A 13846-nucleotide genomic window follows, 5' to 3' on the forward strand; every position below is an offset into this window, starting at 1 on the left:
CATTTCTCGGGAGCAGCGCTGCCGGGAGATCCCGGCAGCGCCTCCTAACGGCAGAAGAAGGAAACATCACAATGGCAGACATGTATGGTCATCGTCCACGGAGCATCGCCCGTGTGTTGAAAGCGCTGCGCTGGTCTCTTCAGGGGCTGCGATCGGCCTGGCTGCATGAGTCTTCTTTTAGGCTAGAGGTCGTCATGGCCCTGGCGGCTCTACCCGCCGCAGTCTGGTTAGGCGACTCAGGGGTAGAGCGAGCCCTCTTGGTAGGGAGTGTGCTGTTGGTGCTTGCGTTGGAACTACTGAACTCGGCCATCGAAGCAGTTATTGAACGATACGGGCCGGAGATCCATGAGCTCGCTGGTCGTGCCAAAGACATGGGCTCAGCCGCTGTGTTCGTAGCACTTTGCAATGTCGGACTGACCTGGGCATTCCTCCTCCTAGACTGACCACCTTAGCTCCAAACCTGAACGGAAGCCTAAATCGTGCCAAAAGCGGTCGCTTCCACCCTTCTATGTAATTGTATCCGTCTCAATCAGGTTGATAGCCTTCCCACCATGCGCCGGTCCCTTCCTGCCATTCGTATGTACCTAATGCTGCTGCTTTTGGCGGTATTTGTGGTCGTGCCTGTGGCCGAGTCGTTGGCGTGTGCGCAGGAAGCACCGGCTAGCCAGGGAGATGTTCACGCCCTGAGCAGTGACTCAGACCTGGAATCGGGCAAGGACAAGAGTAAGCAATCATCCGGCGCCGACTCCTGCGGTCACGGGCATTGCCACCACTCAACCGCTAGTCTCCCCGCCGCCGGCCACGACGATCTGCTCGCCAATGGTCGAACCTTGCTGCGCAATACCGAGCACGGGGATGTCTACGCACTTCGACTCGACGGGCCCATGCGCCCCCCCCGTATCTGATCTCGCTCTGCCCCGCGCTAGCGGGTAGTTCGCTCAGATAATTTACGGGAGTTTTTATGTCGATTTTGACAGGTCGGTCGCTATCAGCGACCGGGTTGGCTGTTGCTGTTCTGCTGGCATTGGTGCCTGGCGGGGATGTAGGTGCTCAAACTGCACCGTCTTACGAATCGTTGCTTTCTCGTTTGGACCAGATGCCTGCGTCCGTCCAAGGTGCCGCGCTGGCCGAGGCCGCAGAGGCTCGGGTGCAACAGGCCCGGGCTGTACCCAATCCGACGGTCTCCATCGACGCAGAGAACGCGTACGGTACTGGTGCCTATCGGGGTTTCTCCAACGCTGACACCATTGTGACGCTTTCCCAGCCGCTCGAAATTTGGGGTCAGCGGGGCGCGCGAGTGCGCGCTGCGCGTGCAGAGGCAGGCGCAGCGGGCCTGCGGGGCGATCTGATGCGCAGCGATGCGGCTGGTCGTCTGGCAGCCACGTATGCGGAGGCAGAGGCTGCTCTGCGCCGCTATGAGTTGGCTAGCGAAGCTTTGGCGTTGATTGAACAAGACGCGAAAGCCGTAGGTGCGATGGTTAGCGAAGGTCGGGAACCCAACTTGCGCGGCGTCCAGGCGCGTAGCGAGGTTGCTAACGCGAAGGCCAGCCTGGATGAGGCCGAGGCCTTCCGGGACGCGGCTCTAGCGCGGCTAGCCGGGGTGTCTTTGTTGGATGGCCGGCTTACCGAGATCGGTGAAAGCCTTCTGGATCGCGTGCCATCTCACCCGGTCGCAAACGAGGCCGCCCCGCTCGCTGTTCGAATCGCCCAAGCCGAAGCGGAGGCGTCAGGTCGGCTCATCGATGTCGAGCGTAAGCGCGCTTTGCCACAACTGAGCGCATCTGTGGCTCAAACGCGCTTCCGCCAAGCAGGCGACGAGGCCTACAACGTTGGCATCAGCCTTTCCATTCCCCTGTTTGACCGCAACCGCGGGGCGATTCGGGCTGCATATGCCGAGCAACGTGCAGCTGAGGCGGTTCTAGAGGGTCAGAAGCGTGACAGCGAGGCGGCTCGGTTGGGAGCGGTAGCGAGTCTCAAAGCGTCCAACAGCCGCGCGCGAGCTGCGGATGAGAGCGTACAAGCCGCAGACGAAGCCTATCGGTTGGCCCGCATCGGATTCGAGGCAGGTCGTATATCGCAATTGGAGCTGCGTAGCACCCGATCAACTTTGATTGCTGCGCGTGGCAGCGCTGTAGATGCCCGCCTTAGCCGGGTGACAGCAGAAATCGACCTCGCTCGCCTTGAAGGGCGCGCACCGTTTGTGGAGGCAAAATGAATAAGTACGGAAACAAGACGCTCATCGGAGCGACGCTGGTGGCTGCCTTCCTGCTCACCGGGGGGCTTACCGCATGCAGTGGCGGTGCGGAGGAAACGGAAAAAGCCGCCGGCACCGAGGCCAAGAGTAAGGGCAGCAAAGAAGAAGGGAAGGGTGGTCACGCAGATGAGGCCACGCCTGATGGTGCAGAAGCCCACAATGATGGCGACGGCGACGGTGAACACGGCGAGGAGGAGGCTGAGGAGGGGCTAGTCAAGCTGACGTCCGATCAGATCAAGGCATCTGGCATCGGCGTGGTTGCAGTAGGGCGGGGCGGTGGCGCTTCAACTAGGCTTGCAGGTCGCGTCGAGCCCGCCATCGGGGGGCGCGCAGCGATCGCCTCGACGGTCACTGGCCGGGTTGAGCGCGTACTCGTTGCGCCAGGAACAGCGGTCAAAAGCAATCAACCTCTAGTAGTTGTGGTTAGCGGCGAAGCTGCGACGTTCAAGGCCGCAGCTACTGCGGCGGCGGCAGAGGCAGAAGCTACTCGCTTGGCCTACAGCCGCGATAAATCTCTGGTGGACCAAGGTGTGGTGGCGCGTCAGGAGCTGGAGGCCTCGCGGGCCCGCTCTTTGGCGGCCGATGCTGCGGCCAGTGCTGCCCGTGCTCAAGTCGCTGCCAGCGGCTCTCCGGACAGTTCCGGCCGGGTGACCATCACCAGTCCGGTCGCTGGGTTGGTAGGCAACGTCCAGGTAACACCAGGTGGTGTCGTCTCGGCTGGAACCTTGGTGGCGGAGGTTTCCAATCCCGACATGAATGAACTCGTGTTTACCGCGCCCCCCGCGCTGGCCACCGTCGCCATGCCAGGGATGAAGTTGGAGGTCACGGGCCCCCGAGGTAGCTTCGAGGCTGAAGTAATTGCTGCGGCTGCGAATGTGATGCAGCAGGGTGGCACCGCCACGATTCGTGCCAAGCCAATCTCCGAGAAACTTCCACCGGCCGGCTCCCCCGTTTCGGCACTGATCATTGCCGGTGGTGCCGCCGAAGGTATGAGCGTGCCTGCTGACGCGGTCCAAACCGTTGACGGCAGAAGCGTTGTCTTCGTGGCCGTCGAGGGCGGCTTCAAAGCAACGCCGGTACTCGCCGGGCGCCGTGCAGGCAATCGAATCGAGATCCTTAACGGTCTGACGGGCAGTGAGCGCGTCGTAGGCGCCAACGCCTTCCTGCTCAAAGCCGAACTGGCCAAGGGCGAAGCCGAACACGGCCACTAAGGGAACTCATTCACCATGTTCAACATCATCATCGAAGCAGCGGTCAGGTTCCGCTGGCTCATGGTGTTTCTGGCCGCATTGATTGCCTGCTTTGGCTTGTTCCAACTAAGCAAGCTACCAGTCGATGCCGTACCAGATATCACCAACCGCCAGGTCCAGATCAATACCATCGCCCCAGCCCTGACCCCTGAGCAAATCGAGCGTCAGGTTACGTACCCCTTGGAGACGGCCTTGGCTGGCATCCCGGGGCTGAACACCACCCGTTCGCTATCGCGCAATGGCTTCTCCCAGGTCACTGCAATCTTCACCGACAAGACTGACATCTACTTCGCACGCCAGCAGGTCGCTGAGCGCATGCGGGAAGCGGCCGGGGACCTGCCTGACAATGTCTCACCCATGCTTTCGCCCGTTACTACGGGTTTGGGTGAGGTACTGATGTGGACAGTGGACTTCAGGCCATTCGACCCCAAGAAGCTGGCCAAACCTGGCCAAGCCGGTTGGCACGAGGGCGAGGTCTACCTGACCCCGGAAGGCGATCGCCTTGCTACCGCGCAGGAGCGCGCAACGTATCTGCGTACCGTCCAAGATTGGATTATCGCGCCCCAGATGCGCTCAAGCCCGGGCTTGGCGGGGGTTGATACGGTAGGTGGCTACGTCAAGGAATACGGTATCTACCCCGACAGCGCACGGCTGGCGGCATACCGACTTGGCTTGGCCGATCTCGTACAGGCATTGGAGCGTTCCAACGTTCAAGCAGGTGCGGGCTTCGTTCAACGTGCAGGTGAGGGCCTGGTAGTACGGGCCGACGGCCTTGCGTTGACGACCGACGACTTGGCCCAATCCCCGGTAGCGACCAAGGACGGCGTGGTTATTCGCGTAGCCGATGTAGCAGAGGTCGGTCTGGGTCGTGCCCCGCGGCTGGGCGCGGCTAGCCGTAACGGACATGAGGCCGTGCTTGGCACTGCTCTGATGATCGCCGGAGGTAATAGCCGCACCGTGGCACAGGCGGCCGCTGAGCGTCTGGCGCAGGTCAACGAATCTCTGCCGGCCGATATCTTTGCAGAACCGGTGCTTGACCGAAGCGTGCTGGTCAACTCGACCGTCAAGACGGTCGCCAAGAACCTGACTGAAGGTGCTCTGCTGGTAGTTGTGGTTCTCTTCCTGCTACTGGGAAACTTCCGTGCAGCAGCCATTACCGCGCTGGTGATTCCGCTCTCGTTCCTGTTTGCCGTTATCGGCATGAACAAGTTTGGTATCAGCGGCAACCTGATGAGCTTGGGCGCCCTGGATTTCGGCATTCTTGTAGATGGTGCGGTGATCGTGATCGAGTCCACCCTGCTGATGCTGGGCAAACGCCGAGCAGAACTTGGCCGGCCTCTGAATGCCATGGAACGGCTCCGCGTGGCGGCAGATTCAGCCAAGAAGATGGCGCGTCCTGCGGCGTTCGGGCAGATGATTATTCTGCTGGTGTTCGCACCGATCCTCACCTTGGAGGGCGTTGAAGGTAAGACGTTCCAACCGATGGCAGCTACTTTCATGCTCGCCCTGATTGGCGCATTTATCTTCTCCTTTACCTTCGTGCCTGCAATGGCTGCGCTCCTTGTGAGAGATCCAAAGCCTCATGCGAACAAGGACGGCAAGGATTCTCACGACAATGAAGAGCACGAGACTGCAATCATCCGCGTCCTGAGAAGGCGCATTGAGCCAGCAATCCAAGGTGCCATTCGTAGGCCCAAGGCTGTGCTTGCTGGCGCTCTGATGATGCTTGTGATGGGCGTGGTCGGCTTCACGATGCTGGGTCGGGAGTTCATGCCAACGCTTGATGAGGGAAACCTTGCCATGCAGGCGCTTCGCGTTCCCTCGACGTCCTTGGAGCAATCGCTGGCTATGCAACTGGCGCTGGAGAGGTCCATCGCGGCTGAGCCTGAGGTAGTGACCGTCTTCTCAAGAACAGGTACTGCCGAAGCTGCTATCGATCCAATGCCAACCAACATCTCTGACAGCGTGATCGTGCTCAAACCGCGCAAGGATTGGCCTGACTCTTCCTTGAGCAAGGAGGATCTAATCGCCAGGTTTGAGAAGATCGCAGCCTCGCAGATAGGTAACAGCTTCGAGTTCAGTCAGCCCATCGAACTGCGCTTCAACGAGTTGATCTCGGGTGTGCGTACGGATTTGGCTGTCATGATCTACGGCGACAACTTCGAGCAGCTTCAGGCTGTTGCCGATCAGGTTGCGCTGAAGCTGAGGAACGTGGAGGGCGCTGCGGATGTTCGTGTGGAACAGATCTCTGGTCTGCCCACGCTCAATGTAGCGATCGACCACCTTGCAGCAGCACAGTACGGTCTGACGGCTGCAGATGTTAGCGACGCCCTTGCAACGGGCATCGGCGGCGCGGCGGCCGGCAAGATCTTTGAGGGGGATCGTCGTTTCGATGTCGTCGTTCGCCTCGGAGACGATGCCCGCAATGATCCCGATCAGCTTGCATCACTGCCAATTGCAACTCCCACCGGCGGGATTGTGCCCCTCTCATCTGTTGCACGCATCGACATCAGCGAGGGACCTAATCAGATCAGCCGGAACAACGGTAGCCGGCGTGTAGTGGTTCAGGCCAATGTACGCGGCCGTGACTTGGGCGGGTTCGTAGGTGAAGCCCAAGCTGCAGTGAAGGATGTTCAGTTGCCCCCGGGTGCACACATGACTTGGGGCGGGCAGTTCGAGAACCTCCAGCGGGCGGAAAAGCGACTCTTGACCGTCGTGCCGATCGTGTTCCTGCTGATCGGTAGCCTGTTGTTCATGGCACTGGGCAGTGCAAAGGAAGCGGGCCTCGTGTTCAGCTGCGTTCCGCTAGCACTGGTCGGCGGCATTCTCGCTTTGCTCGTTCGTGGCATGCCGTTCTCGGTGTCTGCTGCAGTCGGATTCATTGCGGTTTCTGGCGTGGCAACGCTGAATGGTCTGGTGCTCATGCAGGCTATTCGAGAGCGCCTGGACGCCGGCGATAGCCCTCTGATTGCTGCGATGAATGGCGCCGGCAGCCGAATTCGGGCCGTGGTGACCACCGCGTTGGTCGCCATCGTCGGCTTCATTCCGATGGCTATTGCGAGTGGTTCGGGTGCCGAAGTGCAGAAGCCTCTGGCTACGGTGGTCATTGGTGGCTTGTTGACTGCAACGGTCTTGACGCTGCTTGTCTTGCCGACCTTCGCGGGGCGACTGGCCAAGTCAGATCCTAAGGTGGAGCCGGAGACCGCCCACTGATTGAATGAGTGTTTGGGCCCGGCAGCGCATCTGCCTGCCGGGCCTCCCGATCCAATCTCTTGACGTTGGAGGCAATACGTGAACATGACCACAGAAGTCGAACTGCCGGTCGTACTCCCCGGCGTACCTCAAGAGGACCACTGCGTACAGAGACTGGCCGATGAGCTGGAGGAAATGGCCGGTATATCACGCGTGCATCTGCGCGGGGTAAGCGCAGGAGCTCCGGAGGCCCTATGCATTCACTATGACCCCGAGCTGATCTCACTTCAGCGCGTGCGCGAACTAGCGTCGTCTATGGGGATTGGCCTGGGTGAGCGATACGGCCATCTGTCCTTGGAGATGGACTCGTCCGTGCATGCCCGCAAGGCAAGGACGATCGCGGGGCAGCTACAAGCTATACCCGGTGTCGTTGAAGCGACCACCAGCCCTGCTGGAAGGGTGAACATCGAGTACGACCGGACCCAGACAGGAGAAGCTGATCTGAGGGCGAAGCTCGAGGATTTTGGAGTGGGAAGGAGCGGCCCCGCCCCCGACCAAGGCGCGCAAGGTCAGCACGAAGGTCACAATCATAAGGATGGGCAGGACCATGCTCATTCCCATGGTGGAATCCTTGGTGCCAACAGTGAGCTACTGTTCTCACTCGCATGTGGCCTGCTCCTCCTGATTGGCTTTGCACTTGAAAAGCTCGGCTTGCTCGCAAACGACTGGGTCCCTACTTCTCTTTACGTGGCTGCCTACCTGTTCGGAGGTTGGTTCACGCTCCGCGAAGCTATTGAGAACATCAAGCTAAAGCGCTTTGAGATCGACACGTTGATGCTTGTTGCGGCGGCAGGTGCTGCTGCGCTGGGCGCATGGGCAGAGGGCGCACTGCTTCTGTTCCTCTTCAGCCTCGGCCACGCGCTCGAACACTATGCGATGGGCCGCGCAAAGAGAGCGATTGAGGCGCTTGCCAAGTTGGCCCCGGAGACAGCCAGGGTTGTCAAAGACGGGAAGGTCACTGAAGTCCAGGTTGAGTCGCTGATACCTGGAGACGTGGTGGTTGTTCGTCCCAATGATCGGATGCCGGCGGACGGATTCGTTGTTAAAGGAACCAGCAGCGTTGATCAAGCGCCTGTAACCGGTGAGAGCATCCCGGTAGATAAGCTGCCGGTAGGTGATCGTGCGCTGGCGCGGGTGCGTCCGGACTCCGTTGAGATGCAGTCCCGCGTCTTCGCCGGCACCATTAACGGCTCCGGCGCAATGGAAGTTGAGGTGACCCGCCGATCAGGGGAGTCGGCCTTGGCCCGCGTCGTCAAGATGGTGAGTGAGGCCGAGACCAGAAAGTCGCCAACTCAACGCTTCACCGACAAATTCGAAAGAGTATTCGTTCCGGCAGTTCTGATTCTGGCAGTGCTGTTGCTTTTCTCGTGGGTAGTGATCGACGAGCCATTCCGAGATAGCTTCTATCGAGCGATGGCAGTACTGGTCGCGGCAAGCCCGTGCGCACTGGCTATTGCCACACCAAGTGCCGTTCTGGCCGGTATTGCTAGAGCGGCCCGGGGCGGAGTGCTCATCAAGGGTGGCGCCCCGCTAGAAGAACTGGGAATGGTTCGCGCCATCGCGTTTGACAAGACTGGAACCCTCACCGAGGGAAAGCCGCGAATCACCGACATTAAGGTGATGCAAGGCTCTACAGAGCAGGAACTGCTGCAGGTTGCGGTCGCCGTAGAGGCCTTGAGTGATCACCCACTGGCGGCAGCCATTGTTCGAGATGGCAACGCTCGCTTGGGAGAGGTTCCCGTGCCAGTAGCCACGGATCTCGCTAACTTCACTGGAAGCGGGGTTCAGGCGAGGGTGAATGGCCTAAACGTCTGGATCGGAAAGGCAGAGATGTTCGGCACCGGCGGCATCAGCACCCTGACTGCGGAGGCGCAGTCGGCCATCGACGAGCTTCGCAACGTTGGACGAACCACGATGGCAGTTCGCCTAGGTGACCGTGATATCGGTGTCATTGGCCTTATGGATACGCCGCGCCCAGAAGCACGAGAAGCATTGGACAAGCTGCGAAGCTTGGGCATCCAGCGGATGATCATGATTTCCGGCGACCATCAGACAGTGGCACAGGCCGTGGCAACGGACGTGGGCCTAGACGATGCTTGGGGCAATCTAATGCCCGATGACAAGGTGAAGGCCATCCGCCAGCTCAAGGATACGGAGCGAGTGGCGATGGTTGGTGATGGTGTGAACGACGCGCCTGCGATGGCGAGTGCGAGCGTCGGCATCGCGATGGGCGCCGCGTCCTCGGACGTTGCTCTGGAGACGGCCGACGTAGCACTCATGTCCGAAGACTTGAGGCAGGTAGCGTTCTCAGTGGCGCTTAGTCGACGCACCCGAAGTGTGATCCGCCAGAACGTTTACGTGAGCCTGGGCGTAGTGGCGGTGTTGGTGCCTGCGACAGTCATGGGTCTTGGGATTGGTCCTGCTGTAGCAGTGCATGAGGGATCGACTCTGTTGGTCGTGTTCAATGCGCTGAGACTCCTCGGCTACCGCCAATCCTGACATGCGCATTCTATTGATTGAGCGCGACCTCAAGGACGCAGCGCAAATTCTGGACTACTTCGAGTCCCGTGGTCATCAGCTTGATGTAGTGGCCGATGGTCTGGCGGGCCTACATCTGGCGGCTACCAATCTATACGACGCAGTCGTGCTTGACTGGTTGCTTCCTCGCATGGAAGGACTGGAGGTTCTTAAAAGGATGCGGCTTGACCACGGTGTTCCAGTGCCGGTTTTGATGCTGACCGCGAAGGACGACCTTTCGGACAAGATCACCGCGTTCCGCTCTGGTGTCGACGACTATGTAACCAAACCTTTTGATCTCACCGAGCTTGAGGTTCGACTGGAGGCCTTGGTCACTCGCACAGAAGGGCGGGTGACAAGGAGACAACTGGTGGTTGGAGATCTGACGTTAGATCTTAGGACATTGGAAGCTACAAGGGCTGGAAGGCGACTGCATCTTTATCCAGCTTGCCGGAAGCTCCTTGAGGCGCTGATGCGGGCAAGTCCTGCCGCTGTCACCAGGCAGCAACTGGAGAGCCGGCTTTGGGGCGATAACCCTCCTGACGACGACCTTCTGCGTTCACAGATGTCCAGCCTTCGCCGAGCTCTTGACGGCCCGTTTGATGAGAAAATGATCCAAACGTTGCCGCGCTTTGGTTATCGGCTGATATCAGTATCGGCACCTGTGCACTCGCCCCCTGCTAATGGTGAGGAGCAGCCATGATCTCGGAAAGGTCAGTGCAAACGTGGTGCGGCCAACTTCTTGGCTGTGGGCGCTGAGCGGCTCATGAGCATGTTGAAGCTCTCGGCTCTTCCGCTTGCTGCGTTCATGGGCGCAGCAATTTGGGGCGCTGCAGCCATGGTGCCGTTCGCACCAGGGCCGGACGAAGATATGTTCTGGATACCGGTGTCCTTAGCACTTACGAGCGCGGCGATAGCATCGGTTGCCGCAATCCTGCAAGACATGTTCTTGTTCGGACTGAAGAGATGGAGAGGCTTCAGTAAGGCCTACCCCAGTCTTTGCTCTGAGTTGGTCCCTTTCGTACTGTTCCCGATCGGTCTCACTCTTTCCGGAGCCGCAGCGTTCGATCCAATATTGCTGAGCTCTGTTCTTCTTTTGATTGGATTGTCATTTGGGGAGACGCTAACGTCTGCCGCGTACTACAGAGCTCGGGCAATGCCCACAGCGCTAGTAGTTTTTGTTGAGTGCAGCGCCCTCGTGTTTGCAGCATACATGTACCGGAAGGGCGTGCTAACAAACGTCAGCGTTACTAGCCGATCTTGGTTTGCGACATCTGTTGCATCCATGGGTCTGCTTTCGTTCCTTGTGGGCCGGTATTGGACAAATCTTCTGCGCGATTCTGAGGTGAAGTTCTCGCCCTTACTCAAGCGGCTCCTGGTAACCTTCATAGCTGAGGGGTCGACAACGGAATGGAGTCAATGGAGGCTGAAGCAACGTACGAAGAAGCGGAAACTTCCACAGAATCGGTCGAAATCGGCTTGAAAATTAGCTCTAGCTCTCCTCTGAGCGGACGAGGTAAGCACATATTCCAAACTTTGGGCGGCGGTGAGATGGCCGGATTTGAATCCTCGCTGGAGCGGTACTGGCTCCGGCTAGGCTACGTACCGCGATGTACCCACCACCTCGTTTCCCGTTAGAGTCTGCTACTGAGTCATGCGTTTTGCGTCAAATCCGCTGACGTCAAATTCGGCCATGACCGAGCCTTGCTGATACACATTGAACTCCACTCGGAGGCGCTTGGCTTTACCCAGCTTACTCGTGAGGGTCTTGTATCCCGGGATGAAGACCATCTCGCTGCTGTTGTCGGATGGCTCAGTTCCGGTGAAGGTTTTGGCGGACTCATCGTCGAATCGGATACGCACGGGGCAGGAGCTGAAGCTATGGCACAGGATCTGCCCCTTCTCGATGCTGACCATTACATCGTTGCCCCATCGAGGGTGACGCCTGATCGTGAGCTCTGCCTTCTGCCGGCCTGAGTAGGGGAAGTCAAAGTTGAAGCTGTTGGTGCTGGTTACCCGTGCCGTGCGGACGGGTTTTCCCGACATGTCATCCTGCTGGGTGGAATAGGACCACTGCAGGCCTATCGGGTTAAGCTCGGCGTGGAGTTGAGCCTCCAGCTTCGGCCGCATTGCATCAGCCTCCTTGGCTTGGGCCGAGCCGGCATGATTCTTGAGGATCAGCGTGAGGTTCGCCAAGCGTTCGGAAGTTGGCCGGGCCTGGTCCTTTGCGGCAGCCAGAAGTTCGGGCGCAGACACCTCGACCGTTGTTGCCTTCGCAGCGCTCTGGTCCGATGCGTGACCGGAGGCTGCCCCGCTCTGGCTGGCAGTGCCGCGGCTTGCCGATGGAGTGGCTACTTTCGTCTCGGGCCCCATGCCGTAGCCCAAGACCAACAGGACGAGAAGGCCGACGAGTCCAAGCATAACGAATGTTCCACAGCCCGACTTCTTCGGTGCTGGGCGCGGTGCCGGAATGGAGGTCGCAACAGGCGCTGCTGGCGCGGCTCGGTTCAGATCTGAAGACGGGCCCAGCGGTGGTGGAGTTGGGATGCCAGGAGTCGGGTTGACTCCTGCGGACATCGGGAATCCACAATTCGGACAAGCCGAAGCCTGATCACTGATTTGCTTGCCACATTCGCGGCAGTTCACCAAAGCCATGGCACCCCCTGTGCACACTTTGCCGAAGACAACGCTGTTCCAGGCCGAGGTGTTGCCCTCGGCAGTCCAGCCCTACGCGAATCGTAGCAGCGCATCGGCTGACGCGGCCATAGGACATGACGTACAGAATTTATAAAAAGCGACAATGCACTGCTGCTGCTGTAGGGAAGGTCACTACATCCCTAAGCGCCTTCGCAGAATGCAGGAAGACGGGTTGCTACCGGGAAACCGCGGCCACGTAAGGAGATTGATACTTTCCTGCGGTCCTGTGATGCAGGTCATTTAGGTAGCTTAATAGCCCATCAGAGATGGCTTGTTCGTCAGCCGCCACGGACCTTCCGAAGATGCTGGACAGGGCGCTGTTGACGTCCGGACGGGATCTTACCTTGGCCGATACATAGGCCAACCCGAAGTGGCCGATGATGATTGCGATGGCGTCCTCCAGGCAGAGGATCTGAGCCCAGCTGAAACTTCCTTCCACCGTCCCGCCGACCTTGCACAGCGCAACGAGCGATCGCTTGTCGCCGGTGATCAGGCCGGCGCTACTGTCCTCACAGAGCGCGGCAAACAGGGCCAGCTCTCCGCCATCTATGTCCGGTGTGCCATCCAGCAGGGCGTAGTTCGCCGATTCAACCAGAACCACGACCTCGCTCGCCTGCGCTACGAGTAGGTTGAGCTGCTCAACCGCCAGCGCGCTCCCCAGTTTGGCAAGCGCCTTGGCGGGATTGGCTGCGTGCAGCTGGAACCGCAGCTGGGCCAGGATCGAAAAGTCCCGAAGCTCGACCCGCAGGGCGGTGGCCATGTCCTGAAGGAGGCCGTACTGACAAAGCGCTTTGGCGGCGTCACTGTCCAAGAGGTAGTGCTTGGCGCTCATCAGAATCCTTGCATGCTGAGCAGGTAGGCGCGATTGTCGTCCGTGAGCCTGTCAACATCGCAGTTGGCCAGGAAGCGATCCTTGAGCAGTTCCTTTGCGTTGGCCTGGTCTGGGAAGTAGCCAAGGGCCTGATTAGCCAACAGCCAGTCATCATGATCGCGTGCGTAGCTCAAGATGATGTGTCCTGGGTCGACACTGAGGCTGTCGCCGAGACTCATGGCCATGTTTACCAGCTGGGCAGCCGACATCGTGCCGTGGTTATCGAGGGGAAGGGTAAGTCGCCCGTTGCGTAGCATGGCCAGTGCAAACTGATCGGCCTGGCGCTCCTCTGCGTCGCCATGCTGATCCGCCTCACGCTCGATAGCCTCCGTGATGGCGTCCATTCCCTCATCGATCAGCACGCCGGTACCGGCGACGTGGCCAAGGCAGATATGGGCCAGTTCGTGGGCTAGCACGAACAGCTGCTTTGCATTCTGGCCAGACTGGAAGCCTAGGACGATCACCGGCCTGTCTTCAATCCGCATGGCCATACCGGTAATGCGTTTGCTGCCGCGGGGGAGCTCCTTCAAGAACAGCACGGGGATACCGTGCTGCCAGCAGAAATCCAGCAACGACCCGAATCCTATTGCCGCAGCCCCGGTCGAGGTGCGCACCCTCTTGGACAGCTCCTTGGGGTCTGCCGGGAGCGGGTCGGCGGTGCCATCAGTGCAATACAGCGCAAGCTTGCCCAGGGCCATGCCCAGGCTCGAGCAGACCTGCAGCTCGCTCACCAGCGTGGCAGATCTCTTTTTGTAACGGGCAGGGCGATTTGAGGCGAGCACTTCAAGCTCACCGCTGTCACCAAATCGGACATCCAAGCCAAGCCGTTGCTTGAGTATCGAGGCAAACTCGATAGCCCCGCTGCTTGTCTTGAAAAGTGCGTTGTCCCACCAGTCCGGTAAAAGGCGAGATACAAAACTCTTAGGGTAGCCGGCCGCGCCGAGCGCGTGATATGCGCTCTTGACCGTCACCGTTGGCGTGTTCTTGTTCATCCTTGGCCTCCGT

Annotated in this window: 10 protein-coding genes; 7 read left to right on the plus strand and 3 right to left on the minus strand. The window is 59.5% G+C overall.

The features are described from left to right. Nucleotides 1-71 precede the first annotated feature (71 nt). From CXG43_RS06610 to CXG43_RS06645, 7 genes are all read left to right on the plus strand, one after another. Nucleotides 72-443, plus strand: coding sequence for a diacylglycerol kinase (locus tag CXG43_RS06610; protein WP_101099241.1), 372 nt, complete (start codon nt 72-74; stop codon nt 441-443). A gap of 518 nt (nt 444-961) precedes the next feature. Beyond that, complete coding sequence (locus CXG43_RS06620; RefSeq protein ID WP_101099243.1) at nt 962-2215, plus strand: TolC family protein; 1254 nt, start codon at nt 962-964, stop codon at nt 2213-2215. Then, nucleotides 2212-3465 carry an efflux RND transporter periplasmic adaptor subunit gene (locus CXG43_RS06625; protein WP_054663599.1) on the plus strand — a complete coding sequence of 418 codons (1254 nt, stop codon included), beginning with the start codon at nt 2212-2214 and terminating at the stop codon, nt 3463-3465. The genes CXG43_RS06620 and CXG43_RS06625 overlap by 4 nt, the downstream gene beginning before the upstream one ends. 15 nt (nt 3466-3480) lie before the next feature. Beyond that, entirely contained in the window at nt 3481-6717 is a 3237-nt protein-coding gene (locus CXG43_RS06630; protein ID WP_101099244.1) for a CusA/CzcA family heavy metal efflux RND transporter, read from the plus strand. An 84-nt stretch (nt 6718-6801) separates the two neighbouring features. Then, the gene (locus tag CXG43_RS06635; RefSeq protein WP_232767661.1) at nt 6802-9255 is read left to right on the plus strand and encodes a heavy metal translocating P-type ATPase; all 2454 of its coding nucleotides are present in this window, start codon (nt 6802-6804) and stop codon (nt 9253-9255) included. A gap of 1 nt (nt 9256) precedes the next feature. Next, nucleotides 9257-9976 carry a response regulator transcription factor gene (locus tag CXG43_RS06640; protein ID WP_054663593.1) on the plus strand — a complete coding sequence of 240 codons (720 nt, stop codon included), beginning with the start codon at nt 9257-9259 and terminating at the stop codon, nt 9974-9976. A 63-nt stretch (nt 9977-10039) separates the two neighbouring features. Beyond that, a complete protein-coding gene (locus CXG43_RS06645; RefSeq protein WP_101116303.1) occupies nt 10040-10756 on the plus strand; it encodes a hypothetical protein in 717 nt (238 codons plus the stop codon). 161 nt (nt 10757-10917) lie between these two features. Here CXG43_RS06645 and CXG43_RS06650 read toward each other — a convergent pair whose 3' ends face one another. The 3 genes from CXG43_RS06650 to CXG43_RS06660 all read right to left on the minus strand — a co-directional run bounded on the left by CXG43_RS06650 (nt 10918) and on the right by CXG43_RS06660 (nt 13833). After that, the gene (locus tag CXG43_RS06650) at nt 10918-11694 is read right to left on the minus strand and encodes a hypothetical protein (RefSeq protein WP_101099247.1); all 777 of its coding nucleotides are present in this window, start codon (nt 11692-11694) and stop codon (nt 10918-10920) included. 451 nt (nt 11695-12145) lie between these two features. Further along, complete coding sequence (locus tag CXG43_RS06655; RefSeq protein ID WP_101099248.1) at nt 12146-12802, minus strand: hypothetical protein; 657 nt, start codon at nt 12800-12802, stop codon at nt 12146-12148. After that, entirely contained in the window at nt 12802-13833 is a 1032-nt protein-coding gene (locus CXG43_RS06660; protein WP_101099249.1) for an ImmA/IrrE family metallo-endopeptidase, read from the minus strand. Before CXG43_RS06660 ends, CXG43_RS06655 begins: the two co-directional genes overlap by 1 nt. Nucleotides 13834-13846: the final 13 nt, after the last annotated feature.

Origin of the sequence: Stenotrophomonas sp. Bg11-02, from assembly GCF_002836635.1 — a bacterium.
In the GTDB taxonomy this organism is placed as follows: Bacteria; Pseudomonadota; Gammaproteobacteria; order Xanthomonadales; family Xanthomonadaceae; genus Stenotrophomonas; species Stenotrophomonas lacuserhaii.